The organism is Micromonospora thermarum (genome assembly GCF_012034245.1).
GTDB lineage: Bacteria > Actinomycetota > Actinomycetes > Mycobacteriales > Micromonosporaceae > Micromonospora > Micromonospora thermarum.
In genome coordinates this window covers 1-22375 of the sequence record NZ_JAATEO010000041.1, presented here as the reverse complement: position 1 = coordinate 22375, position 22375 = coordinate 1, and the positions used below count along the sequence as shown (strand labels likewise).

General features: G+C 68.3%; 18 protein-coding genes and 2 pseudogenes. 6 read left to right on the top strand and 14 right to left on the bottom strand.

Annotated elements, in window-relative coordinates; translation table 11 throughout:
• Nucleotides 1–93 precede the first annotated feature (93 nt).
• Nucleotides 94–318, top strand: a pseudogene (locus HCJ94_RS26320) (trypsin-like serine protease); the annotation flags it as partial.
• Nucleotides 319–329: 11 nt separating this feature from the next.
• Nucleotides 330–533 (top strand): annotated as a pseudogene (locus HCJ94_RS31655) (transposase); the annotation flags it as partial.
• A gap of 605 nt (nucleotides 534–1138) precedes the next feature.
• On the opposite strand, the gene HCJ94_RS26315 reads toward HCJ94_RS31655, so the two are convergent.
• From HCJ94_RS26315 to HCJ94_RS26285, 7 genes are all read right to left on the bottom strand, one after another.
• The gene (locus HCJ94_RS26315; RefSeq protein WP_168003734.1) at nucleotides 1139–4819 is read right to left on the bottom strand and encodes a discoidin domain-containing protein; all 3681 of its coding nucleotides are present in this window, start codon (nucleotides 4817–4819) and stop codon (nucleotides 1139–1141) included.
• 129 nt (nucleotides 4820–4948) lie between these two features.
• Nucleotides 4949–6511, bottom strand: coding sequence for a cellulase family glycosylhydrolase (locus HCJ94_RS26310; protein WP_168003733.1), 1563 nt, complete (start codon nucleotides 6509–6511; stop codon nucleotides 4949–4951).
• Nucleotides 6512–6519: 8 nt separating this feature from the next.
• Nucleotides 6520–7281 carry a carbohydrate ABC transporter permease gene (locus tag HCJ94_RS26305; protein ID WP_309227440.1) on the bottom strand — a complete coding sequence of 254 codons (762 nt, stop codon included), beginning with the start codon at nucleotides 7279–7281 and terminating at the stop codon, nucleotides 6520–6522.
• Nucleotides 7282–7342: 61 nt separating this feature from the next.
• On the bottom strand, nucleotides 7343–8302 hold the full coding sequence (locus HCJ94_RS26300; protein ID WP_168003731.1) for a carbohydrate ABC transporter permease: 960 nt from the start codon (nucleotides 8300–8302) through the stop codon (nucleotides 7343–7345).
• A 52-nt stretch (nucleotides 8303–8354) separates the two neighbouring features.
• Nucleotides 8355–9593, bottom strand: a complete 1239-nt coding sequence (locus HCJ94_RS26295; RefSeq protein WP_168003730.1) for an extracellular solute-binding protein — start codon at nucleotides 9591–9593, stop codon at nucleotides 8355–8357.
• Nucleotides 9590–11041 carry a GH1 family beta-glucosidase gene (locus HCJ94_RS26290; protein WP_168003729.1) on the bottom strand — a complete coding sequence of 484 codons (1452 nt, stop codon included), beginning with the start codon at nucleotides 11039–11041 and terminating at the stop codon, nucleotides 9590–9592. Before HCJ94_RS26290 ends, HCJ94_RS26295 begins: the two co-directional genes overlap by 4 nt.
• Entirely contained in the window at nucleotides 11038–12264 is a 1227-nt protein-coding gene (locus HCJ94_RS26285; protein WP_168003728.1) for an ROK family protein, read from the bottom strand. The genes HCJ94_RS26290 and HCJ94_RS26285 overlap by 4 nt, the downstream gene beginning before the upstream one ends.
• Nucleotides 12265–12458: 194 nt before the next feature.
• On the opposite strand from HCJ94_RS26285, the gene HCJ94_RS26280 reads away from it, so the two are divergent.
• Entirely contained in the window at nucleotides 12459–13676 is a 1218-nt protein-coding gene (locus HCJ94_RS26280; protein ID WP_168003727.1) for an ROK family protein, read from the top strand.
• Between the two features lie 6 nt (nucleotides 13677–13682).
• Here HCJ94_RS26280 and HCJ94_RS26275 read toward each other — a convergent pair whose 3' ends face one another.
• The 6 genes from HCJ94_RS26275 to HCJ94_RS26250 form a co-directional block, all read right to left on the bottom strand.
• Entirely contained in the window at nucleotides 13683–14360 is a 678-nt protein-coding gene (locus HCJ94_RS26275) for a tyrosine-type recombinase/integrase (RefSeq protein WP_168003726.1), read from the bottom strand.
• Between the two features lie 43 nt (nucleotides 14361–14403).
• The gene (locus tag HCJ94_RS26270) at nucleotides 14404–14712 is read right to left on the bottom strand and encodes a hypothetical protein (protein ID WP_168003725.1); all 309 of its coding nucleotides are present in this window, start codon (nucleotides 14710–14712) and stop codon (nucleotides 14404–14406) included.
• Between the two features lie 149 nt (nucleotides 14713–14861).
• A complete protein-coding gene (gene istB / locus HCJ94_RS26265; RefSeq protein WP_168003724.1) occupies nucleotides 14862–15632 on the bottom strand; it encodes an IS21-like element helper ATPase IstB in 771 nt (256 codons plus the stop codon).
• The gene (gene istA / locus HCJ94_RS26260; RefSeq protein WP_309227439.1) at nucleotides 15629–16903 is read right to left on the bottom strand and encodes an IS21 family transposase; all 1275 of its coding nucleotides are present in this window, start codon (nucleotides 16901–16903) and stop codon (nucleotides 15629–15631) included. The genes istB and istA overlap by 4 nt, the downstream gene beginning before the upstream one ends.
• A 231-nt stretch (nucleotides 16904–17134) precedes the next feature.
• Entirely contained in the window at nucleotides 17135–17611 is a 477-nt protein-coding gene (locus tag HCJ94_RS26255) for a hypothetical protein (protein ID WP_168003723.1), read from the bottom strand.
• A 103-nt stretch (nucleotides 17612–17714) separates the two neighbouring features.
• Nucleotides 17715–17900 (bottom strand): hypothetical protein, encoded by a 186-nt coding sequence (locus HCJ94_RS26250; protein ID WP_168003722.1) that lies wholly within the window; start codon nucleotides 17898–17900, stop codon nucleotides 17715–17717.
• Nucleotides 17901–18997: 1097 nt separating this feature from the next.
• Between HCJ94_RS26250 and HCJ94_RS26245 the strand changes: the two genes are divergently transcribed.
• Nucleotides 18998–19336 carry a DUF7668 domain-containing protein gene (locus tag HCJ94_RS26245; protein WP_168003721.1) on the top strand — a complete coding sequence of 113 codons (339 nt, stop codon included), beginning with the start codon at nucleotides 18998–19000 and terminating at the stop codon, nucleotides 19334–19336.
• 520 nt (nucleotides 19337–19856) lie between these two features.
• Here the strand turns inward: HCJ94_RS26245 and HCJ94_RS26240 are convergent.
• Entirely contained in the window at nucleotides 19857–20375 is a 519-nt protein-coding gene (locus tag HCJ94_RS26240; protein ID WP_168003720.1) for a DUF2716 domain-containing protein, read from the bottom strand.
• Nucleotides 20376–20527: 152 nt separating this feature from the next.
• On the opposite strand from HCJ94_RS26240, the gene HCJ94_RS26235 reads away from it, so the two are divergent.
• Together HCJ94_RS26235 and HCJ94_RS26230 are read left to right on the top strand one after the other, a co-directional pair.
• Entirely contained in the window at nucleotides 20528–21274 is a 747-nt protein-coding gene (locus HCJ94_RS26235; protein ID WP_168003719.1) for a pentapeptide repeat-containing protein, read from the top strand.
• Between the two features lie 201 nt (nucleotides 21275–21475).
• Entirely contained in the window at nucleotides 21476–22180 is a 705-nt protein-coding gene (locus tag HCJ94_RS26230; RefSeq protein ID WP_168003718.1) for a hypothetical protein, read from the top strand.
• Nucleotides 22181–22375 lie beyond the last annotated feature (195 nt).

Below are 22375 nucleotides of genomic sequence, written 5' to 3'. Positions count from 1 at the left end.
TTCCCCGCAGGTCGACGCAGAACTGCCCGTCAGGAGCGGTCCAGTTGCACGCCGACTGCGACGGTCCAGGGTTGCGGCTGATGAAGGTCACCGCTCAACGTCTCCGTCCGTTACGTCGGCAAGGGCGGCGGCGTCGTGAGCGGCATGATCCAGACCACCGTCTGCGCCGAGCCCGGCGACTCCGGCGGCCCGCTCTACGACGGCACCAAGGCGCTCGGCATCACCTCCGGCGGCAGTGGCGACTGCCGGTCCGGCCGCACCACCTTCTATCAGCCCGTACGTGAAGCGGCCAACGCGTACGGCGTGGTGGTCTACTGATTCTTCAGCGCGGCGCCCGGGTGCTTGCTGATTTCGGCGACAACCCCACCTGCTACGCCGACGCCAGAGCCCGTCGCAACTACGCCGGCACCAGCCCCATCACCCGCCAGTCCGGCAAAAAGAAGATCGTCCTGGCCCGCTACGTGCACAACGACCGGCTCCTCGACGCCCTCGGCCTGCAGGCCTTCGCCGCCCTGATCGCCTCCCCCGGCGCCTTCGCCGCCCTGATCGCTTCCCAATCCCGCTACGCACCGCGCTCCGACGCGGGCAGCAACTCGTTGCTGAGGTCTCCGCTTCCCTGCCCGACCACTGAGCCTGGATCGCCATCTACCCGATCCGGCACTCCGCCCTCGCCGACAAGCAGGCCTTCAACCTGTTTCACCGCGAGTTCGAGGCCAGCTACATCGACAACGACTGGTGCATTGGGCCAGGTGACGGCATGACCGACCTGCGGGCCGGGCAGGCTCAAGACGAGGACGAGTTGAACGAGCTGCTCGGACCCGATCGGCAGCTGGGTCTTTCCCCCCCACGGCCCCGGAGAGCCACCCGCCGCCGCCGGGCCCGCCGGTTCGGTCGACCGGAGACTGCGCGATCCGGCGGACATCGTCGTCCCGCCGGGCGACAGCGTCCCGCCACCCGTCGTCGGACACTGGCCGGGCGAGTCCGACCCGCGCTTTGACCACGCTTCCAGGAACTCGCCGGACGACTGCGCCGCACGGCACCCCCGGCCGGTTGACCTGCCGTGGTTTCGCCGGTCGGAAGGGGCAGCGGACCCGCCGGCGGGAGAGCTGGCGGGTCCGCGCTGGGCAGTCGTCGCGATCTACTCGAAGACCCGCAGTTCGGCGATGGACCACCAGTTTCCCGTCCCGCCAGTCAGCCGGACCCGCAGGTATCGGGCCTGGGTGATGGGCACGTTGACGGTGGTCACCTGGCTGGTCCCGTAGCCGGTGGCGATGGTCGTCCAGTTCGAGCCGTCGTTCGACGTTTCCACGTTGAACCGGCGCGGGTGATCGCCGGGGCTGCCAGTCCCCGCGTCGATCACGACGTGGTTGAACCAGCTGCCGGCGCCGAGGTCGACGCTGTACCACTGTCCGGCGGCCTGCGCCGTGCCGGTGGTCCACCGGGTGCCCAGGTCGCCGTCGATGGCGTTGCCGGCCGAACTTCCCGCTCCGGTGACCGATGCGTTGACCGACCAACCGCTTCGATCACGTTCCAGCTCGCCGTACACCTGCAGGTCGTGGATCGACCACCAACTGCTGGACGATGCGGTGAGCACGAGCCGGACGTAGCGGGCGAACTGGGCCGCGAACTCTGCCAGGACGACCGGACCAGTGCCGTTCCCGGTGTGCACGGTGGTCCAGTTGCTGGCATCCGGCGAGACCTGGATCTGGTAGCCGCGCGGGTAGTCCCCGGGCGCGCCGCTGGAATCGAGCAGTATCCGGTGGAACGGCTGCGCCTTGCCCAGGTCCGCCTGGAAGTACTGCCCGGCGGCCTGTCCGGTGCCGGTGGTCCACCGGGTGGTCAGGCTGGCGTCGACGGCGTTGCCCGCCGAGCTTCCGCCTCCGGTGACCGATGCCGATACGGTCCAGCCGGTTCGGTTCAGCGCTGGTGTGCCGTAGACGTGGAATTCGGCGATCGACCACCAGTCGGGCCCGGTGCTTGTTTGGGCGACTCGCACATACTGGGCGTACTGCGGGGCGAACGGTAGCGCCTGCTTCCAGCCCCAGCCCTTGCCGCTGCGTACGGTGGTCCAGTTGGTGCCGTCATTGGAGACCTGGATCTGGTAGCCGCGCGGGTAGTCCCAGCGCTGGTCGCCGCGGGTCTCGAAGGAGATCTGGTCGAAGACCCGCTTGGTGCCCAGGTTGACCTGGAACCACTGGCCGGCGGCCTGTGGGGCGCCGGTGCTCCACCGGGTGTTGGGGTTCCAGTCCAGGGCGTTGGCCGGCGAGCCGCCGGCTTCGGTGGATGAGGCGGTGGCGGTCCAGCCGGTCTGGTCCAGCGGGATGGTGGCCAGCCACGGCTGACCGCCGGTGAACCGGCTCACCACGTTGATGAAGGTGGTGTTGGGCTGGAAGTAGGTGGTGGCGAACCTGTCCGTCTTGGCCATGATGGTGGCCGGGATGTCGTTGTTGATGATTGGCACTGGGTTGGGATTGCTGTTGTAGAAGCCCCAGTAGCCGCCAGCACCGTTGTAGTGGTCGCCGCGGACCTTGTAGTTCCAGTTGGTCCAGGACACGTTGCGCGCGTTCAGACCGCCCATGAACTTGGCCCAGACGTCGTCGTAGTGGTAGAGCGAGTACTCGCCGTAGAGGACCGGCACGCTCCAGGTCGGGTCGTTGATTTTGGCCGCGACGTCGGCGAGCTGGGTGTTGACCAGGGACTCCTGCGCGTCGTGGTCCTTACCGCCGGGGAAGTCGTACGGGTGCAGCTCGTACATCACGTTAGTCCAGCCGTACTGGGCTGGCGGGGCGATGGAGTTCCAGCCGAAGAAGCCGGCGATCACGATGACGTGGTCGGGGTCGATGGCGCGGACGGCGTCGTAGAGCCGGTCGTAGTAGGCGCTCTTCTGGCCGATGTCGTCGGCGTCCTCGCCGTAGTCGAGCAGCGGCTCGTTGATCAGGTCGTAGCCGGCGACAGCGGGGTTGCCCTCATACCGGGTGGCGATCGCCTCCCAGATGTCGATGACCCAGTCCTGGTAGGTGAAGTTGGTCCAGAACCCGTTGGGGTTGGGGCCGATCCGCCCGCAGCTGCCCCAGGGGCAGCCGCCACCGGGGACGGTGTGCAGGTCGAACAGGACGTACATGTTGCGTTCGCTCGCCTCGGCGACCAGCCAGTCGATCATCGACCAGGGGTCGGACTTCCAGGTGCCGTCGAGGTTGCGCAGCTCGGTCCAACCGATCGGCAGCCGGATCAGGTTCATTCCCATGGCCTGCAGGTTGTTCAGGTCGGACTCGGTGATCCAGGTCTGCTGGTGCCGGTTGATGATGGTCTCGGTGGTGGCCGGGCCGAACCGCTGCTGGTAGGCGAGGTTCATCGAGTAGTCGTCGTTGTTGAGCGCCGCGGTCAGTTCTCCGACCGACCACCAGCTGCCCGAGCTGCCGGTCTGGGTGATCCGGAAGTACCGGCCTCGGGCCGCCGGGAAGTTGATGGGGGTGGCCTTCTCGCTGCCGGCTCCGGTGGCGACGGTCGTCCAGGTGCTGGCGTCGGCGGACACCTGAACGGTGTAGCCGCGCGGGTAGTCGTTCTCCTCGGCGGAGTTCTTCGCGGTGCTCATGACGATCTGGTTGAAGGTCTGGGTGGCGCCGAGGTCGACCTGGAGCCATTCGCCGCCGGTCTGGGCGGCGCCGCTGCTCCACCGGGTGCCCGGGTTGCCGTCCTTTAGGTTGGCGGCCGACCCGCCCGGTTCGGTGGACGAGGCCGTGATGGTCCATCCGGTACGGTCGAACGTTCCCTCGGAGGTGATGGCGACCTCGGCGATCGACCACCAGTTCGTGGAGCTTCCGGTCTGCACCAGACGCAGATAGCGGGCGTGAGCGGTGGTGAACAGTTCCAGGACCATGATCCGGGTGCTGGCGTAGTCGCTGGCGACCTTGCTCCAGTTGACGCCGTCGGGGGAGGTCAGCAGCTCGTAGCCGCGCGGGTAGTCACCGGCCGAGTCCGGTCCGGCGTCGACGAGCACCTTGTTGACCGGCTTGATACCACCGAGGTCGATGGTGAACGTCTGGCCGGGGGTCTGGGCGGAGCCGCTGGTCCAGCGGGTGTTGACGTCGCCGTCGATCGCCATGGCCGGGCTGTGACCGCCGGCGGTGGCGGAGGCGCTGGCGGATGCCGGGCCGTTGTGCAGCACCGGATCGGCGAACAGGTTGAACTCGGCGATGGACCAGTGGGCCGCCGCCGAGCCAGTCTGGGCTACCCGCACGTACCGGGCGATCTGCGGGCTGAACGGGACGGACAGCAGCTGCGCGCCGCCGGGGCCGCTGGCGACGTCCTTCCACGTGGCGCCGTCGCTGGAGACCTGCACCCGGTAGGAGACAGGTGCGGTGCCGGTGAACCCGGCGGCGTCGAGGTAGATCCGGTTGAACAGAGTCGGCGAGCCCAGGTCGACCTGGAACCACTGACCGTTGGCCTGGCCGGTGCCGGTCGTCCAGCGGGTGGCGCCGTCGCCGTCGAGCGCGGCCGTGGCGGTGCCGCTGTTGAGGGAAGCGGACGCGGCCCAGCCGGCACGGCCGAGGGCGAACTCGCCCAGCGGTGACATCCAGTCCTCGTAGGTGAGCCAGCCACCGAGGTTGGTGCCGCGCAGGGTGACGACGTCACCGGTGCCGCTGGCACGGCGCAGGACCGTGCCGTCGGCCTTGAGGAAGTCGCCGGCGCCCAGGCCGGCCTGGGCCGGCGCCGCCGTGGTGATGACGGCGGCGGCCGGGGCGACGAGCGTGAGGGCGAGGGCGAGGAGCAGGGGGAACCGCCGTAGGAGTGTGGTCGGTGCGTCGGGACGGATACGCATGCTGGGCTCCTGGGGGTGAGTCCTTTCGACGTACAGCGGTGGCGCGCCGAGCGCTTCCCGACCTGGCGGAGGGTGCGCTCGACCTGGGCGGCCGCGCTGCGGCGGCCACCCGGTGCGGGCGGTGACGGATTAGCCGGCGGGCGTGACCTGCAGCCCGTCAAGGAGGACGTCGGCGGTGGCGGTGAGCTGGATGGTGTGCCGGCCGGTCGGCACGGCTTCAGGACTGGTGCCGGTGCCGCCGTGCAGTGCCAGGGGCTCGCCGTCGAGCCGGAGTTCGAGACCGGCGGCGACCGGTACGGTGATGCGTAGTCGGGTCGGTGCGACCAGGTGCACGTCGTAGCTGACCCAGTCGCCGGGCTGGAGGCGTACGAGCAGTTGGTCGTCGCTGGCGCGGGGCGAGCCGTCGGTGTGCGAGAAGTTCAGTGGCCGGTCCTCGGCCTGCGGCGACCGGACGATGGTGACCTGGTCGTCGGGGCGGAACCCGGCCAGTGGAGTGGCTTCGCTGGTCCGGTAGGACTCGCCCTCGCCGCGGAACGAGAATCCGGTGGCGGGCAGTCGTAGCGGTGGCCGGCGCAGCAGCGCGTTGACGACTTCCGCCCGGTACACGCAGGCGGACAGGTCGAAGCTGTCGAGCAGGTCGCGCAGGGTCTGCCAGGCGTGGTCCGGGTCGGGCCGGTCGGCCTTGCCCGCGGCGTAGTCCATCACCTCCGACCACCCGGCGGGAGCCACAACCGAGCACGGCGAGGTCAAGGTGTCGATCTTCTTCCACGGCCAGAAGTTCCACGAGATGTCCTCGTCCTCGTAGAGCTGGAACGCGGTCTGCAGCCAGTCGAGATTGTTCTCGCCGCCCTCTCCCATGTAGATGGGCAGGTTGAGCCGCTGCCGCACGTCGAGGAACCGCTGGATGCCGGGGCGGTCCGGCGGCGACCAGTACCGGTGGAACTGCAGCACCGACTGCGGATCCCAGACCTCGGTGAAGATGTCCCAGTTGCTGGCCCAGTGCGTGCCCTCGTAGATGATCAGGTGGTGCGGATCGACGGCGCGGATGGCGTCGGTCAGCTCGCGGTAGAGCCCGACCAGCTCCGTGGCGTACCGGTCCTGGTACTCGTTGGGCAACGGCTCGTTGAGCAGGTCGTAGCCGGCGACCACCGGCTCGTCCCGGTACCGGGCGGCCAGCGCCTGCCACAGCGCGATGGTCTGCTCCTGGTAGCGCCGCTCGGTGAACAGTTCGGGCCGGCCGTTCGGCGAGTCGTCGATGTTGGTTCCGGTCTGCCCGCCGGGTGCGCCGTGCAGGTCGAGTACCACCCACAGGCCGTGCACCCGGCAGCGGTCGATGAGCCAGTCGACCAGTGCGATGCCATCCAGGTCGAGTTCGCCGCCTTCGGTCATCACGACGCGGGAGTTGATCGGTAGGCGGACGTGGTTCATGCCCTCGGCAGCGATCCGGGCGAGGTCGGCGTCGGTGATGAAGCGCTCGCGGAACCCGGCCCAAAACTGCGTGGCCCGTTCGGCGCCGACCAGGTCGGTGACCAGTGCCTCGATCTCGCGGGGGGACTGCGGGCCGGGCGGCTCGAACTTCCACATGTATCCCTCGGCCAGCAGCCAGTTTCCCAGGCCCACGCCGCGCAGGAGCACCGGCCGCCCGTGGCTGTCGTGTATTTGCCCGTCCACGGCACGGAGAAAGTTGTTCATGGGATCCCTTACTTGAGACCGGACATGGTGAAGCCGCGAACGACGTGCCGCGAGAAGACCGCGAAGATGATCAGGATGGGTACGACCATCAGCGAGGCGCCAGCCATCTGCAGCGGCGGGTTGATGCTCAGCTGTTGGTTAAGCAGGGACAGGCCGACGGCGAGGGTGTACTTCTCCTCGTCGTTGGCGATGATCAGCGGCCAGAGGAAGCTGTTCCAGCCCGCGATGAAGGTGAGCACCGCCTGCACCGCGAGGATCGGCCGGGACAACGGCAGCACGATCGAGCCGAACACCCGTGCTTCGCTGGCGCCGTCGAGCCGCGCCGCTTCCAGCAGCTCGTCGGAGATGGTCATCATGAACTGCCGGAACAGGAAGATGCTGAAGGCGCTGACCAGTGCCGGCAACGCGATGCCGACCAGCGTGTTGGTCAGGCCGGCGCCGTTGAGCAGCAGGTAGGTGGGGATCATGGTGACCTGGACCGGAATCATCATGGTGGCCAGCACCAGCGCGAACATCACGCCTTTGCCGCGGAAGCGGAACTTGGCGAACCCGTATCCGGCCATCGCCATCAGCAGCAGCCCGGCGAAGCTGATGAGCACGACGACGACGGTGTTGAGCAGGTAGCGCCCGAAGTCGAGGTCTTCGAACAGCCGCTGGTACGACGCGAGAGACACTTCGGACGGCAGCACCTGAGGCGGGTACTGGCGCGATTCGCTTAGCGGCTTGACCGAGGTGGTCAGCATCCAGACGAAGGGGAACGCGGTCAGCACTGCCCCGACGGTTAGCAGGATCGCCAACGGCGCCAGCCGGGCTCGACGGCGGGCAAGCGGACTAGTCATGCGAGAGTCTCCTGGCGCGCAGCTGGATCGCGGTGACCGCGAAGATGATCACGAACAGCACGAGCGACGCCGCCGAGGCGAAGCCGAACTCATTGAACTGGAATCCCTGCTGGTAGATGTACAACGAGATCGAGGTCGTCGATCCGGTCGGGCCGCCCCGGGTGAGCACGTAAGGCTCGTCGAAGAACTGCATCCAGCCGATCAGCGTGGTCACCGTGACGAAGAAGATCGCGAAGCGCAGCAGCGGCACGGTCACGCTAATGATCTTGCGCCATTCCCCCGCCCCGTCCAGCGACGCCGCCTCGTAGTACTCCTTCGGAATGGACTGAAGCGCGGCCAGGAAGATGACGATGTTGAGCCCGGAGGCGCGCCAGACCGCCACCAGCGCCACGGAGAACTTCGCCATCATCGGGTCGCTCAGCCACGGCACCGGGTCGACACCGATCAGGCCCAGCACATAGTTGATCAGGCCGAACTGCCCGTTGAGCAGGTACCCCCAGATCAGCGAAATGGCCACGATCGCGGTGATCGCCGGCAGGAAATAGAAGCCGGTAAGCAGGCGGAAGAACCGCGATGAACTCTGGCTCAGTGCGATCGCGACCGCCAGCGACCCGACGATGATCACTGGTACGCCGAGGGCGATGAAGATGCCGGTGTTGCCCAGCGCGGACCAGAACTCGCCGTCGCCGAACAGGCGCCGGTAGTTGTCCAGCCCGATGAACCGCACCGCGTCGGTGTCGCCCAGGCCGCGTAGATCCAGGTCGGTGACGCTCACGCCCGCGGCCACAAGGATCGGCACGATGCCGAACACGACCAGCAGCGCGAACGCGGGTCCGACGAACAAATACGGAGTCAGCGCACCGCGGCGGGACCGCCCCCTGGCGGCCGCCGCAGATGCCGGCTGCGCCGCCCGGTGAGTCGCCGCGTCCGCGGCGGGGATGGTCTCAATCATCAACTCTCCCGTCGGGGTCCGGGTGGGCGCTGCGCGCCCACCCGGGGATGCGCTATTTCTGCAGGTCGTTGACGTCCTGGTGCAGCTTGGCGAGGGTCGCGTCCGGGTTGGCGCCCTTGAGTGCGATCTCGTTGAGCGCGGCCAGCATCTTCTGCCCGATCGGGTCCCACGCGGCGGTGACCGGCAGCAGCTTCGCGTTGGTCAGCTGCTGGACGTACACCTTGACGGTCGGTTCCCCGGTGAGGGTCGGGTCGTTCAGCGCGGCCTTCACGGCGGGCAGTTCACCGTTAAGCGTGTACCACCTGAGCTGCGTCGCCGGGTCGGCCAGGTAGTTCAGCAGCTTGACCGACGCCTCGATGTTGGTGGACTTGCTGAACACGCCCAGGTTGGAGCCGGCGTAGAGCGCGGTGCCGGTCTTGTCGCTCGGAAGCGGGGCGACGGCCCACTTTCCGGCGAGTTCCGGTGCCTGCTCCTTGATCGCCGTGGCAAGGTACGGACCCGAGATCAGCATCGGGGCGGCTCCGGAGATGAAGCCCTGGGTCTGGTCGAAGTCGGACGCGGTGGGCACCAGCTTGTCCGAGTAGAAGCTCAGGTAGAAGTCGGCCGCTCGTTTGAACTCCGGCGTGTTCAGGTTGATCTTGCCCGATGCGTCGACGACGTCGCCACCCGCCTGCCAGGTGAACTGCGCGGGCAGTGGAGCGTCCCACTGCGGAATGTAGTAGCCGTACTGGCCCTTGCCGCGAGCGGCGAGCTTGGTGGCGTACTCGCGCAACTGCTCCCAGGTGGCCGGCGGTCCGCTCAGGCCCTGCTCGGTCAGGATGTCCGTACGGTAGAACAGCACCCGTGTGTCGCTGATCCATGGCACCGACAGCGTCTTGCCCGCCGGGTTCAGTTTGTCGGGCGCTACCGCGTCGAGGAACTTGTCGGCGGCCAGGTTGGGGTGCGCATTGATCACCGAGGTGAGGTCAGCGAGCGCACCGGCGTCGACGGCGGTCGGCAGGTGCGAGAGTCCGATCTGCATCACGTCCGGCCCATTGCCCGACGCGACGGCGGTGGTCAGCTTCTCGTGGACGTTGTCCCACGGGATCGCATCGACATCTACCTCGATCTTGGAGCTCTTGGTGAAGTCTTCCACCAGCTGCTCGAACTTCGACCCGTCATCGCCCATGATCCAGACCTTGAGCATGCTCGAGTCCGTGCTGGCCGGCTCGTTGCCGCCGCAGGCGGTCAGCGTTGCCGACATCATGAGGGCGGCCGCGATCGCGGCACCGACCTTCGGTAATCTGGTCATGCTCCATCTCCTGTGTGGTGGGGTTTCTGTGCTGAACTCTCGGCAGCGGCGCCCCGGCGGTTCTGGCCAACCGTCCGGGTGTGCCGAGTGATCACGTAGCGATACCAGCCGGCGCTCGCCTTGGGTGTTCGGCGCTGGGTGGAGTAGTCGACGTAGATGAGGCCGAATCGCTTGCTGTAGCCCTCGGCCCATTCGAAGTTGTCCATCAGCGACCACACGAAGTAGCCCTGAAGGTCAACACCTTCCCGGACGGCCTGGGCCGCGGCTTGGAAGTATCCGCGCAGGTAGTCGATCCGTTCCGGGTCGACTACCTGCCCTCGGTGGTCGACATGGTCGTCGAAGCTTGCCCCGTTCTCTGTCACGTACAGCGGCAGCGCCGGATAGTCGGTGGCGATCCGCAGCAGCACGTTACGCAGCGATTCCGGCTTCACCGACCAGCGCAACGACGTGGTGGCGGGCTCGGCGGGTACGGCCTTGGCGCCCAGGTGTGGCTCGGCGTCGTCATGGCTGACGATGATCTGTTGGTAGTGGTTGACGCCGAGGAAGTCGATGGGCGTCGCAATGGTCTGCTCGTCCGTAGGGCGGACGAGTTCGCGTAGCCCGTACCGGGCGTACAGGTCGTACACCGTATCCGGGTAGCCGCCGCGCAGCACCGGGTCGAGGAACATGAGGTTGTTGTCGGCGTCCGTGCGCGCCGCCGCTGCCAGGTCAGCCGGGGCGCTCGAGGCTGGCACGACATCGGTGATCAGATGCGTGACGCCGACCCGGATCCCCGGCCGTTGCTCACGCATCCGCAGCACGGCCAGGCCGTGGGCCAGGTTGAGGTGATGCGCCGCCGCTACCGCGTCCGGGTAGCTGGTGCGCCCCGGCGCGTGCTTGCCCGTGCCGTAGCCGAGTAGGGCCGAGCACCATGGCTCGTTGAGCGTCACCCAGTCATCGGCGAGGTCGCCCAGCTCAGCGACCACACGCCCGGCATAGGCGGCGAACCGCTCCGCCGTGGCGCGCATCGGCCATCCGCCGGCGTCCTCCAGCGGCTGCGGCAGGTCCCAGTGGTACAAGGTCACGAACGGCCGCACGCCACGCTCGCGCAGTCCGGCAAGCAACTGGCGGTAGAAGGCAATTGCCTTCGGGTTGAGAGGACCCCGCCCAGCCGGCTGGAGCCGGGACCAGGACAGCGACAGCCGGTACGCGGTCAGGCCGAGTTCAGCGACGAGGTCCAGATCCGATTCCCACCGGTGGTAGTGGTCGCAGGCCGTATCACCGGTGTCTCCACGCAGGGTACGGCCCGGCGTGTGAGCGAAGGTGTCCCAGATCGACGGCCCCCGCCCGCCCTCATTCGCGGCACCCTCGATCTGGTACGCGGCTGTTGCCGCGCCCCAGACGAACCCGGCCGGGAACGCTGCCAGATCCAGGCCGAGGTCCTGTCCTCCTGTGGTGGTGATGTTCATGCCTGCGCTTTCCCCGCGTGCTGACCCAGCGGTGCGTTAGTGAGGTTTCCGTCAATGAATTGCTCGAGTGCCAGCAGCGCGGCACCGACCGCCACCGCGTCGTCGCCGATCTTGCTGGGCTCGAGCGCCACCTGCTCTGCGGGCTGGTCCAGCGCGAATCGAGCGACCTGCCGGTGAAGCTGGGCCTGGCGGCGCTCGATCAGGCGCAGCCCGGCCCATCCTCCGATCACCACCTGCTCCGGGTTGAACAGGTTGACCAGGTTCGCCAGCCCCAGCCCGAGAATCTCGACCGTCTCGTCGAGCACCCGGGCGGCCGTCGCGTCACCGCCTTCGGCCGCATCGATGAGGCGTGCGAAGGCTTCCTCGTCCGATCCGGTCACCTCGGCGCCTGCTTCGCGCCAGCGTCGGACGACCGCGTCTCCGCCGACGTACGCCTCGAGACAACCACGGCCACCGCACTGGCACATCGGGCCACCGATGGAGACCTTCGTGTGGCCCCATTCGCCAGCGCTGCTCGACGATCCCCGCAGCAGCCGGCCGCCGGCGATCACGCCGATGCCCAGACCACGGCCGACCAGCGCGACGATGCTGTGACTGCGGCCGGTCGCCGCGCCGAACCAGGTCTCCGCCATGGCCAGGGTCTTGGCACCGTTGTCGGCGACGATCGGCACATCGACGTGGCCGACCACCTCGTCCAGTGCCGTCGGCTCCCAGCCGAGGCTCTGCGCGTAAATCGTCGTCGTCCCGTCCTCGGCCGTGTCTACGACGCCCGGAAGACCAAGGCCGATGCCGGCGAGCACAGCGTCCGGGCCGGGATTGGCTTCGCGCAGCTGCGTGACGGCCCCGGTCAGCGCTGCGGCAACCCGGTCGCGGCTGGTGACCCGAGTGGCAAGCCGGCGGAACACTCGGTCGACTCGTCGCAGTGACAGATCGAACAGCTCCACCGTCACGCCGTGCTCGCCGACGTCGGCGCCGATCACATACGCACCGGCGCCAACCGGCCGCAGGCGGGCGATCGGGCGTCCGCCTTCGGAGGGCAGGGAGCCGCTCTCCTCAACCAGGCGGTCGCGGATGAGATCTGCCACCACGTTCGTAACGGTCGCCGGCGACAGCGAACAGTCGCCTGCTAAGGCGGCCCGGGTAGTTTCGCCAGACCGCACGACCTGACGAAGCACCGCGCTGCGGTTACGCGCCCGCAGGTCCTTCGTGCCACGCCCGACCATGCGACCCCCTTAAAGTGGAGCTTAGGATAAGTGTCAAAATAACTCAGGCGCAACACCTCGTTGCCAAGATCTTGACGAGCACTCGCCCCGGCCGTGGGCCGAATACACCGGGGCGAGGCGCAAGCCGAAGCCACCGCGGGAGACCTTGACGCAGGCCATCAACGGTCGAGCCGCCTTGTTAGGCTTCGCTCACCATGCGAGTAGAACCCGTCCGGCAGGCCGGAAACGCCGACGCCGAGCCGTTCACGGTGAGCAGCCTCCGGCGCCGCAACCGGGCGACAGTCCTCAAGCACATCATCCTGGCGCGTCAGACGACCCGGGCAACGATCGCCCGTGACAGCGGCCTGTCGGCGGCATCGGTCATCAGCATCGTGTCCGACCTCATCGCCGACAACCTCGTCGAGGAGGCCGGCTCCATGGCCTCCCGCGGTGGACGACCAATCGGCCTGCTGAGACCACGTGGCGACAGCGCGATAACCATCGGCGCCGACATCGGCGAGCGCGGCGTCGCCGTCGAGATGTTCGACCTTGCCATGAACCGCATCGACCGCGAGTTCCGCGGCGGAAGCGAACGCGAGCCCCCGGACCGGATCGCCGCCGACCTGACCGACGCCCTCACTGCGCTGCGCGACCGCCACTCAGACCGCTGGACGAGCCTGCTCGGCATCGGACTGGGTTTGCCCGGCATCGTGGAAACAGATCACAACGGTCGGCAGATCCTCTTCGCCCAGAGCCTTGGGTGGGGTCCGGTGAGGGTTACCGACTTGTGCACCATCACCGAGGGCGTACACGCCGAGAACGGCGCGAAGATGCAAGCCCGAGCCGAACTGTGGTACGGCGCGGCACGCGGATGTGACTTCGCCGTAGTGGCCCTGCTCGGGCGTGGCGTCGGTCTTGGTGTCATCTCCGAGGGCAGGCTCGCCCGCGGTTCTCGCTCGAGCGCCGGCGAATGGGGTCACATGGTCATCGAGCGGAACGGCCGGCCCTGCGCCTGCGGCAGCCGCGGCTGCGTGGAGGCATACATCGGCTCCGACGCGATCCTCGCCGACTGGAAGCGTCGCGGCGGCGAGTTCGACGGAACCGGCTGGCGCGCGATGGGAGCATTGCTCGATGCCGCAGACAGTGGCGATGCCGCGGCGAGCGAGGTCCTGGACGAGACCATCGACTGCCTTGGCGCAGCCATCGGCGGGCTGGTCAACATGCACAACCCTCAGCGGATTGTCATCGGCGGCTGGGTAGGGCTGCGGCTCATGGAGTCCGTCGCGGCCCGCATTCACACTTCCATCGAGAGTCACTGCCTGACCCGTCCCGGCCAGCAGTTCGAACTAGCCATCGCCGAACTGGGAGGCGACTCGGTCGCCATCGGGTCTGCTCTGCTGCCAATAGAGAATCTCATCGCCCCTCACCGGTGATCCTCGTCAGCCACCAGTGCAGGAGCGACGGCTGGTAATTGGCTGGCCGTTGCGGTAGCACAGCAGCCGGTCGGTGGCCAGAACGGCGCCGCGGGCCAGGGCGTGCTCGTGCAGGTGTCCCGCGAGGTCGAGGGTGATCGGCTGCCACCGTACGGTGGATCCTTTCTCTGTCAGGCGGACAAGCCCGTTGGTGGTGTCCAGGTCGATTAGCCGGAGGGCGAGGGCACCGCCGCGCCGGCAGGCGGTCTTGGTGTGCAGGCGCAGCATCAGGGCGTCGAGGATGACGTCGTTGCCGCTGCTGCACGCCACCGCATTGATCTCCTCCAACTCCCATGCCGTCAGGGCGCGTCGGGTGTTGGGCAGGCGGCGGGGTTTGGCGACGCGGTGGGCGGGACTGGCCAAGGCGTCGATCAGGCCATCGACGATTGCCCGGGAGTAGAGGGCGCGGGCGGCGACGACGTGCTCGCCGGCGTGTCGGCCGTTGCGGTTGTTGCGCCGCGACCGCGCCGTCGCGGTCATCTGCTGTTTCATCGCCTCTACATCGCTGGCCGCGACCGCGTCCAGCCGTCGGTCGCCCCAGACCGTGGCCATGCGCTCCCAATAGGTGCCGTAGGTACGCCGGGCGCCCGGGCCTGCCGCAGCGATGACGCGGGGCAGGTACTCGGCGACTGTTGGCACAGTCACCAGGACGTGGAACAGCCAGTTGGGACGCGTCGACAGGCCGGGGTCAGCCGCGTTGGGCTGAGGGCTGGAAGTCCCACGGCCCGGGTCGGCGGGCGGCGACGACGTCGACGTGCGCGCGAACCTGCTGGTCGATGAGTTCGGGTTCGGTCGGGCAGTCTGGCGCGGCGAGGACCTCGGCGCGGGCGCGGCGGGCGGCCGCGGAGCGGCGGTAGAAGTGCCGCACCGCATGCACGTCGAGCGTGGCGTCCCAGTCCATCTCGGTGCAGGACTCGTCGCTGCACCAGTAGCCGCCGACGTCGCCGACCGAGGTCGCCCATTCGCGTAGCCGGGCCGGCGTTGCGAGAGCGGTCACCAGGTCGGGCGAGACGGTGACGTCGGCCGGTCGGGGGCTGGGCTTGTAGGTGTGCGGCAGGGGCAGATTGTTCCGACGGGCATCCTGTACGGCATGTGTCGGCGTACGAGTTGGTGTCCCCAGGTAGGTACGGCTGAACGTGGCCAGGTTCAGGCGACGTTGGCTTGGCCGTCGATGGCGGTGAGGCGGTTTTTGAGGCGGTAGCTGGGTCCGTTGATCGCGACGACGTCGCAGTGGTGCAGGAGTCGGTCGAGGATGGCGGTGGCGAGGACTTCGTCGCCGAAGACACCGCCCCATTCGCCGAAGCTCTTGTTCGAGGTGAGCAGGGTGGAGCCCTTCTCGTAGCGCTTGGAGATGACCTGGAAGACGAGGTTGGCTTGGGCGCGTTCCAGCGGCTGGTAGCCGACCTCGTCGATGACCAGGACGTTGGGGCGTAGGTAGGTGTGCAGCTTGCGGGCGAGGCGTCCGATGGCGTCGGCGGCGGTGAGGTGGCGGACCATGTCGTCGAGGCTGGTGAAGTAGACGGTGAATCCGGCTCGGCAGGCGGCGACGGCGAGGGCGACGGCGATGTGGGTCTTCCCGACTCCAGGTGGGCCGAGCAGGGCGAGGTTGGCTTTGGCCTGCACGAACGCGAGGGTGGCCAAGTCCCGGATCTTGCGCGGGTCCAGTTCGGGTTGGAACGCGAAGTCGTATTCGTCGAGGGTCTTGTGGTGCGGCAGTTTCGACAGGCGCAACGCTGGGCGGAAGCGGCGCTCGTCGCGGACGGCGAGTTCTTCTTCGAGGACCAGGTCGAGGAAGTCCAGGTAGCCCATGGCCTCGGTGTCGGCGCGGGCGGTGAGGTCCGCCAGGGTGCGGGCCAGGTGCGGCAGGCCGAGGCGGGTGGCGGTGGCCCGGATGCGGTCGGCGACGAGGTCACTCACGAGGTCGTGCCCTTCGGATAGCTGCGGCTGGTGGTGAACGGTGCGGTGCCGGCGATCTGGTCATAGACCGACAGTGGCCGGCGGTCGACGACGACCTGAGCCGCGGCGGCCCGGTTCAGCAACGCCTGCAACGGCCCGCCGCCGGGCGCGAGGCGAGTGCGTGACGCCGGGGTGTCGCCGGTGGTGGTCGAACGGGTATGCCCGTCGGGCAGACCGTCCCAGTGGCCCGGGTCGACCACGCGGGCGCCGCGTCCGACCGCCCGAGGGTGGGTGGCCAGCAGGGTCTCGCCGTGCTGGTCAGCGATGGTGGCGTGGATGGCGATGGTCGCGGCGGTGGCCCGAACCTCGACCAGCTGCCGGTGACGCACCCGACGGGCCGGAACCGAGTAGAGGTTCGCGTCGTAGGCGACCAGGCAGTCCTTGCCGACGTGCCGCAAATGCCTCGCGGCGACCACATACGGCCGCGCCGGCAGCGGTCGCAGGGCGGCGTGGTCGCGGGCGGCGCGGACGCCGATGACCTCGCCGTGGGTGCGGTGGGTTCGGGCCCGGCGCATCGGCACCCACGCGTGGAACGCGGCGTCCAGGTCGGCGAGGGACGAGAAGCCCCGACCGGCGAGGACGTGGTCGCGGACGATGGTGACCTGCCGCTCGACCCGACCCTTGCCCGTTGGGCGGTAGGCGGCGAGGACGTCGATGTCGAAGTCGTAGTGCCCGGCGAACGCGACCGCCTCGGGGTGCAGCGGCACCGCCTGCCCGGGGGCGACATGCCGGCGCACCACGGTCTTCGTCCGGTCGTAGACGATCGACTTGGGCACCCCACCGAAGTGGGCAAACGCCCGCCGGTGGCACTCCCAGAACGCCGACAGGTCCTGACTGGTGGTGAAGCAGCAGAACGGATCCCGCGAATACGACAACACCATGTGGAACGAATAGACCTTCGCAATCCCGACGTGAGCCAGGATCGCGCCTTCGTCACCCCAGTCGACCTGCGCCTGCGCACCAGGCACCACCTCGAAACGGCGGTGCAGCCCAGCCAGCTCATCCGGGCCGATGCCCAGCTCCGCGGCGATCCGCGGCCGGGCTTCCTGCAGGTAGAGCTTGACCCGCTGGTAGTTGCCGGTGAAGCCGTACTGCTCGACCAGCCGCTCGTGGATCACCGTGCCCTTGAGCAGCAACTCCGCCCGCAACCACGCGTCAATCACGTGCGCGAACGGGCTCAACACCGATGCCCGGGCATCCCGACGCGGTGACCGCTGCGGCGGCGCTGGCACTGCCTCGTCTGCCAGGTACTTCCGCCTTGCGGTCCAGCCCCGTCTCCCGAGCGATCTGCGACAGACTCAGCCCCGCCTCATGCAGCGCACGGAACCGGCGCAGCTCCAGCCACCGCTCCGACCGCAGAACCATCGCCGCCCTCCGCCCCAGCTCATACCGGGCGAAGTCTTACTCATCGGACACCTGACCGGCTCGTCGCCACGCCGCGACCTGGCCACGTTCAGCCGTACCTACCTGGGGACACCAACTCGTACGCCGACAGCATGCAGGGCGACCAGGGAATTGGAGAATCCGCTGGTGTTCCAGGTGGCGGTGCCGGTGGGTCGGCTGCGCCAGATCCGCGGCTGGCGGAGCCGGCGCCCGGTGGCCGTAGACAGGACCGTGCGGCCTCCCACGGCGAACACGAGTGCGGGGCTGGGGCGGCCGTGTTCGGGGTCGGGCAGCATCCGCCCGGGTTCCAACACCAGCAGGGTGTCCGGTCGGCGCTGGTAGGACAGGCCCCACAGCAGCCGGCCGAGCAGCCGCGCCCCGGCGAGGTCCGAGGAGACGATGGTCCAGTGCCGTTCGGTGCGGGCGGCATAGCGGGTGGGATCACTCGGGCGCAGGCTGATGACCTGGTAGGTCCGCCCGTCATGGCGCCACTGCCGTCGGTGCAGACGCAGGCGACGGGTCAGCGCGGCGGCCGACGGCCGTTCGTCGCCGATCACGGCTCGCGCCGGGAGGCGATGACCACGCCGAGTGGGAGGTCTGGCCACTTGCGCCAGGCCTTCGGACGCCGGCCACGCAGACGGACCTCGACGGCCTCGTCCATCAGTGGATCAGGTGCACCGGTAAGGGCGGCGAGCGCCAGATGGTCGTGGTGCCGGTTGGCCCGGTGCGGGAACCGCTGTTACGCCGGATGCTGCGGCGCGAGCCCTTGTTGCTCTCACCGTAGTTGTACCGGCAGTCCCGCGCGTAGCTGAGCGCCTTCTTCTCCTGCGGCGACCCTCGCCTCACCGACCACCCCCTCCGATCCGATCCGTCATCTGGGGCACGATATTTGGCGGCGATGGCGATTGTCACCGCGATTTGGCCCGCAACCGGGCCGGGGCAGCGACGGGTCCGGCAGCGGTCCGCCGCTCACCCCCGCTGCTCCGATTCGGCTCTCCCCGGCCCACGACAGCAGCGCCCTCACGGGCGTGAGGGTGTGCCATCGATGGTGTCAGATGCCGCGCCGACCGGGCGTCGCCGTCGACCAGCCGAGCGACCCCTGCACTGGCGTGTCCCAGACCTGAGCGCCTACGCACGCCCACCGCACCCCGAGGCACTGTGATCATGCCGTGGCGGGGTCAAACGTTCCGGCGGAAGACGGGTCGAAGCACCGCGTGGACGTCCCACGGCGATCGTGTCGAGCAACTCAACGCCGAAGCGGAACAAGATCCCCGCCCGGAGGCAATGGCTCTTGCAGTCCACCAACTGTCCCGTCCGGCCGAACCTGGCACCTTCCGTGGTTAGCCCGCGTCCGAGCCTCGATCGGCAACGATGGGCGACATGGCTCGGCGGATGAAACTGAAGACGTGCAAGGACCTACCCGGGGAGGCAAGGTGACCCAGCGCTCGCAACACCAGCGGAGCCGGTGCCCCGTCTGCAAACGCCTCGTAGCCCTCACCGCTGACGGGAGAGTTGCGCGGCACAACGGCACCATTCGTGCCTACGCCCCGCCTGAGGAGTGCCCCGGGGGTGGACAGCGAGCGAAAGCCACGGGGTCATAAGCAACAACGCGGCCCTGCGTAGACGCCAGGTCAATCCGGACCGGCGCCACGATGGCGCCAACTACAGCCGGACGGCGCCAGGTTCGTCCGGACGGGACACCACGCGTCCGGCCGGCCCGGCCGATGCCGGCCGGAGGTCGCCCGCAGGCGGGCCAGCTCCCATCGGGCAGACAGAGGGACGCCTCTGCCTGCAAAGATCAAAGACGGCTGTCGGCGAACGTCGGCCGCTGCGGCTGACGTGCTCGGTCTGTCGGCAGCCACCGCTTCTCGCTCCCGTCGGTGGGCCGGCTTGGCTGTACGGATGGCTGTACAGCCGTCGTCCCCACTTCTCATACTCGACCGGTGACTGCTGCGGATCTCCCAGCCCGGTTCCGAACCATCATCGAGCAGGTAGTCGAACGGATCGCCGCCGGCGATTTCGACGGCCTAGCACGGGACTACTCGCGATCGGACCACGACTTGGGCGCCTGGGCGCGCGAATACCCGGCGACGTTCATCCCACTGCCGCCCGAGGCGTGGAACCACGCCAACGCCTACTCCCTTGCTGACGACGACGCCTGGAAGGTCGACGTCGACCTCTGGTCCCGCGAGAACGGCAGAAGCGACATGACCTTGCAGGTAACGATCTGGGAAGAAGCCGGCGCAATCACGCTGACCATCGATGACCTGCACGCTCTCTAGTACCGCTGCCGCCCCACCGCACCGCCAGTTTGGAAGAGCGCGCTCAACCGGCCGGGATGCCCGAAACGCCTGCTGCCGGGGGGCGGTCATGCTGCGTCTCGTGCCCGCTCGTGACCGCTGGACCTCGAGGCTACTGGCCCATGGATGGCCCATCACGGGCGTGCTCCCGGCGCCTCTGCGGGATCTCCCCGGTCAGGCAAACTCGTCCCTGCACGAGGTTCCCCGGTCGTGTCAAGGCAGGCGGAGCCGACATAAGCCAGCAACTGCGGCATATCGAGTCGGCGCAGGAACGGGTTGGCGGGGACAACGTGTGGGTCGGACGGCATGGCGTTCACCCCGCTGCTCCGATTCGCTCTCCTCGGCCCAGGACCGCAGCCACCGCTCGGGTGTCACGGTTGTGCGGTCGAAGTGGTTCAGATAGGCCGTCGCGGGCGCCGTCGATCAGCCGAGTGATGTCTGCGCTGGAGGGCCGTCTCGGGGCTGGGCTTACTCACGCCACCCGCCCGGACATGCTTGTTACTTATGCCGCGGCGGATCGACCGTCCCGGCGGATGACATGTCGAAGCACCGCGTGGACGTCCGCGGCGATCGCGTCGAGCAGCTCAGTACCGAAGATGCACAGCGACGACTCCCACGGATGTCCGAAGGAGCCGAACCGGAAGTCCTCGGACAGGTAGATGTGATAGTCCCCGTCGGGATACGGCGACAACGGCCAGCCTGGCCGCCCTGGCGGATCAAGATTCTCGGGCCCGATGAGCCTCGGCCAGACTCGATAGCACGGATGCTGCCAGTCCAGGCACAGCAACGACCCCTCCCCCACCAGCGAAGCGAAGCCCGCCTGAACAACCTCAGTGAGACGATCCAACCCCACGTCGGCGGGATCGTCATCGAGGGGGGTGAGGCTCCAGGTGACCGATGGCGTCGGCTCGACGATAGCGGGGAAGCGATGCATGCTGGGCCGGAAGTCGAACATCGCGTAGAACTGGTCCCACACGCGAGTCACTTCACCGCGGAGCTCCTGATACGCCCTCGTCGCCACCGCCGCACCGTACTCACCGAGAGCGCGGCGGTCGAGCAGTTAAGGTGCGTGCTGCACCAGGGTCCTGGATGATCACGCGGAGCTCCAGGCCACGGCAGCGCGGGTGGGGCGGCGTGTGCCGTGGATACGACGCCCGCGGCTAGAGTCCGCGCATGGCTGCGCGGACGTCTCGTGGTAGTGGTTCGGGTGTCGCCCCTTTTCGAGCGCCGGCGAAGCCAAGACCGCCGGCCTCGCTGGACCTGGCCACAGCCGAAGATCACAGGCTTGAGCCCGAATCGACGTTCCAACGGCTGGCATTCGTCGATCTCGACCTGTCGGGACAGGCAGCCGACGGAGTGGAATTCATGCAGTGCCGATTCAAGGGCGCGGACCTCAGCGGTGTCCAGCTCGACGGGGCAGCCTTCACCGACTGCCTGTTCGAGAGCACGAACCTGGCGAACCTGCGGGCCGAGAGGTCGTCCATGATCCGGACCGGACTATCGACGCTTCGGATGACCGGCGTGCACTGGATCAACGGGGCGTTGCGCGACGTGACGATGTCCGAGTGCCGGCTCGACCTGTCATCGTTCCGATTCACCAACTTCACCGGCGTCACATTCGACGGCTGCAACCTGACCCGGGCCGACTTCCAGAACGCGGACCTGACCGGCGTCCGCTTCACCGACTGCGACCTGACCGGCGCCCAGTTCTCACAAGCGACGATGAACGGCACCCGCTTCAACAACTGCCTACTGGCCGGGATCGGTGGGGTGACCAGCATGGCAGGAGCAGTCATCGCCCACCAAGACCTCGCGGCGCTGTCCTACACCCTGGCGAAGGCGCTCGGGATCCATATCGAGAACGCCGCCGAAGAACAGGCAGGCTCCGGCTCAGCGGTAGTCGGCGCCCATCTGCGGTAGCGCGTGAAGGTAGGCAGGCGGCGACCGGCAGCAACGGCGATCGGAGCCGCCGGCACCGAGGCCGCCCACTCGTGGTCAGCTTGACCACGATCAAGCAATCGCCCAGGACGAGGTCTCCGACCGCGAAGGCGTCATCGAACACTGGCTGCACCAACCGCGGTGAGTTTTGACTGCTGGCCCCACTTGGCCGATGGTGACGGTGTGACGTCGAGCGTGTGGCTGCACCGGGACGAGGACTTTCACCCCGGTGCCGAACTCTTTCGTAGCGAGCGCCTGTTCGCGCTGTGGTCGTACTCGGCGACACACGGCCAACTGCTGTTGCGCGCGGACCGCATGCCCGGCGACGATCGGCGCCTTCCCACGACAGTGGAAGTGCTGTTCAAGCCGGTCGAGGCAGTGCGGATGCAGGGCGGGTACCGCGGCCTGGTGATCCGCTGCGCGACCGACGACGAGGCCGCGGGGATCGAGGGGGACATCGCTGGCCATCGCCCGGGGTCGGCGCGCGTGCTCATGCTGGAGAGCGAGGGGGTGACCGGTTACGCCGTCACCCTCGCCGTCGGGTGGCGCGAGGGCTTACTGTCGCGCCTTCAGCCGTCGTTGTTCAACACCTTCAGCCCGTACGACCCGGTGTGGCCGACCAAGCCGCTGGCGGGCGTCGGCGCCGAACTCGACACCGCCTCGCCGCAGGAGGTCGCGGAGGCGTTCCTCGCCGGCATGCCCAACGGCATACGCCGGGAGCGTCGCGCCACCGTGTACGTGCTCACGGCGGTCACCGAGCAGGACGGCCGCCGGAGCCGGCACAACGTCGGGGTCTTCCTGACCGAATCGGATGCCGAGGAGGCGTTGCGACTGGTCGAACCCCACGTGCGGAGCTGCTGGGTCGAACCTCTCCCGACGGTGCTGTAGCGGGCCGCTGGCGGCGAGGTACAGGGTTCCGGACGCGACGAGGGCGGTCGCCTCTTCAACCTGACGTGGTGGGACGACCGCCCCTCTTACTAAATATTGGTGCCCGCGAGGCGCCAGCCGGCCCGACCGCGCACTATCTGCGGCAGATGCGTGCGAGGGAAATCGGGTTGAGGCGCGTTGCTCGGCGCTGGCTAA